Origin of the sequence: Cutibacterium porci, from assembly GCF_009696315.1 — a bacterium.
In the GTDB taxonomy this organism is placed as follows: Bacteria; Actinomycetota; Actinomycetes; order Propionibacteriales; family Propionibacteriaceae; genus Cutibacterium; species Cutibacterium porci.
Map to the genome: position 1 here is coordinate 1 of NZ_VUMG01000015.1, position 1,109 is coordinate 1,109.

The 1,109-nt window shown below is 54.9% G+C and carries 2 protein-coding genes; both read right to left on the minus strand.

Features of this window, described 5'->3' with window-relative positions:
• On the minus strand, window positions 1-362 hold a 362-nt coding region (locus FYJ43_RS11930; protein WP_195839998.1), incomplete at its 3' end, for a transglycosylase domain-containing protein.
• Window positions 359-1,012 carry an isoprenoid biosynthesis glyoxalase ElbB gene (gene elbB, locus FYJ43_RS11935; protein ID WP_154565192.1) on the minus strand — a complete coding sequence of 218 codons (654 nt, stop codon included), beginning with the start codon at window positions 1,010-1,012 and terminating at the stop codon, window positions 359-361. The genes FYJ43_RS11930 and elbB, both read right to left, overlap by 4 nt.
• Between the last annotated feature and the right edge of the window lie 97 nt (window positions 1,013-1,109).

The following is a 1,109-nucleotide window of genomic DNA, read 5'->3' on the forward strand; positions in this document are numbered from 1 at the left end:
TGCTGAGAAAGCGTCGACGCACCGCGGACGCGGTTTTCATGACGTTCATTATGATCCAGCGCCTTCTCGATAGCCGCCACGTCAAAACCCCAGTGCTCCGGGAATTTCTGATCTTCTGCCGCAATGACCGCCAGCCCCATCCACGGGGAGATTTCATCCATGCCGACCCAGTCTGAGTGGGCAACATAGCCAAAATCACCCGAGAGCCAGGCGCTAATCTGCCGCTCTGCCATCACGGCCGAGAACGGGACGGGCAGGATGCTGAACAGCGCAATGCCTCCGCCCAAAAAAACGGCCAGGACCAGCACAATACGCAGCAGGATCCGTTTTAACCACCCGCCAGGGGATAATTTACGGCTCATTCGGTAAGAACCAGCACTCTGTCCACCAGCTTTTCAATGCCTGCAGCAGCCTCGGCAATGTTCTGCGCCAGCATATACGCCGGCGTGGTGACGATTTTATTGTCCTCATCCACCACAATGTCGTCTACCGGACATGGCACATGTTCGCCGCCCATATCTTCGACAATTTCAGCAGTATCAATGTCGGTTCCGATCGTGAGCCGCAGCGGGAAATCAAAAATCTTCGGCAGCATGGCTGGCGCAATGCAGATAAAGCCCTGCGGCTTACCTGCCGCATGCATCGCCAGCGATAGCGCTTTTAAGTCGGGCTCGAGCTGACACGCCGCGCGTAGCGTTGCAAACGTGCTCAGGTTTTTCGCCGCGCCAAAGCCGCCCGGCACGATGAGCGCATCTAGCTCAGCCGCATCGGCCTGTACCAGCGGATGAATATCCCCGCGCACAATACGCGCCGCTTCAATCAGCACGTTACGGCTTTCCGCCATTGGCTCGCCGGTAAGGTGATTAACCACGTCTGCCTGCGTTTTATCCGGAGCGAAGCAGATAACGTCGGCCCCCTGGCGCGATAATGCCAGCAGCGTTAATACGGTTTCATGTATCTCTGAACCATCGTAAACGCCACATCCGCTCAGCACGACACCCACTTTCTTCATTCTGACGATCCTTCTATGCAACTCGCTGAAGCACATTAAAAATTCTGATTAAAACGCTATGCTTCACACATTTCACTGATTCATGTAACAAACTGTT

Excerpts from the sequence above, each read along its gene's own strand:
- elbB (WP_154565192.1), bottom strand. The coding sequence starts at position 1,012 with ATGAAGAAAGTGGGTGTCGTGCTGAGCGGATGTGGCGTTTACGATGGT.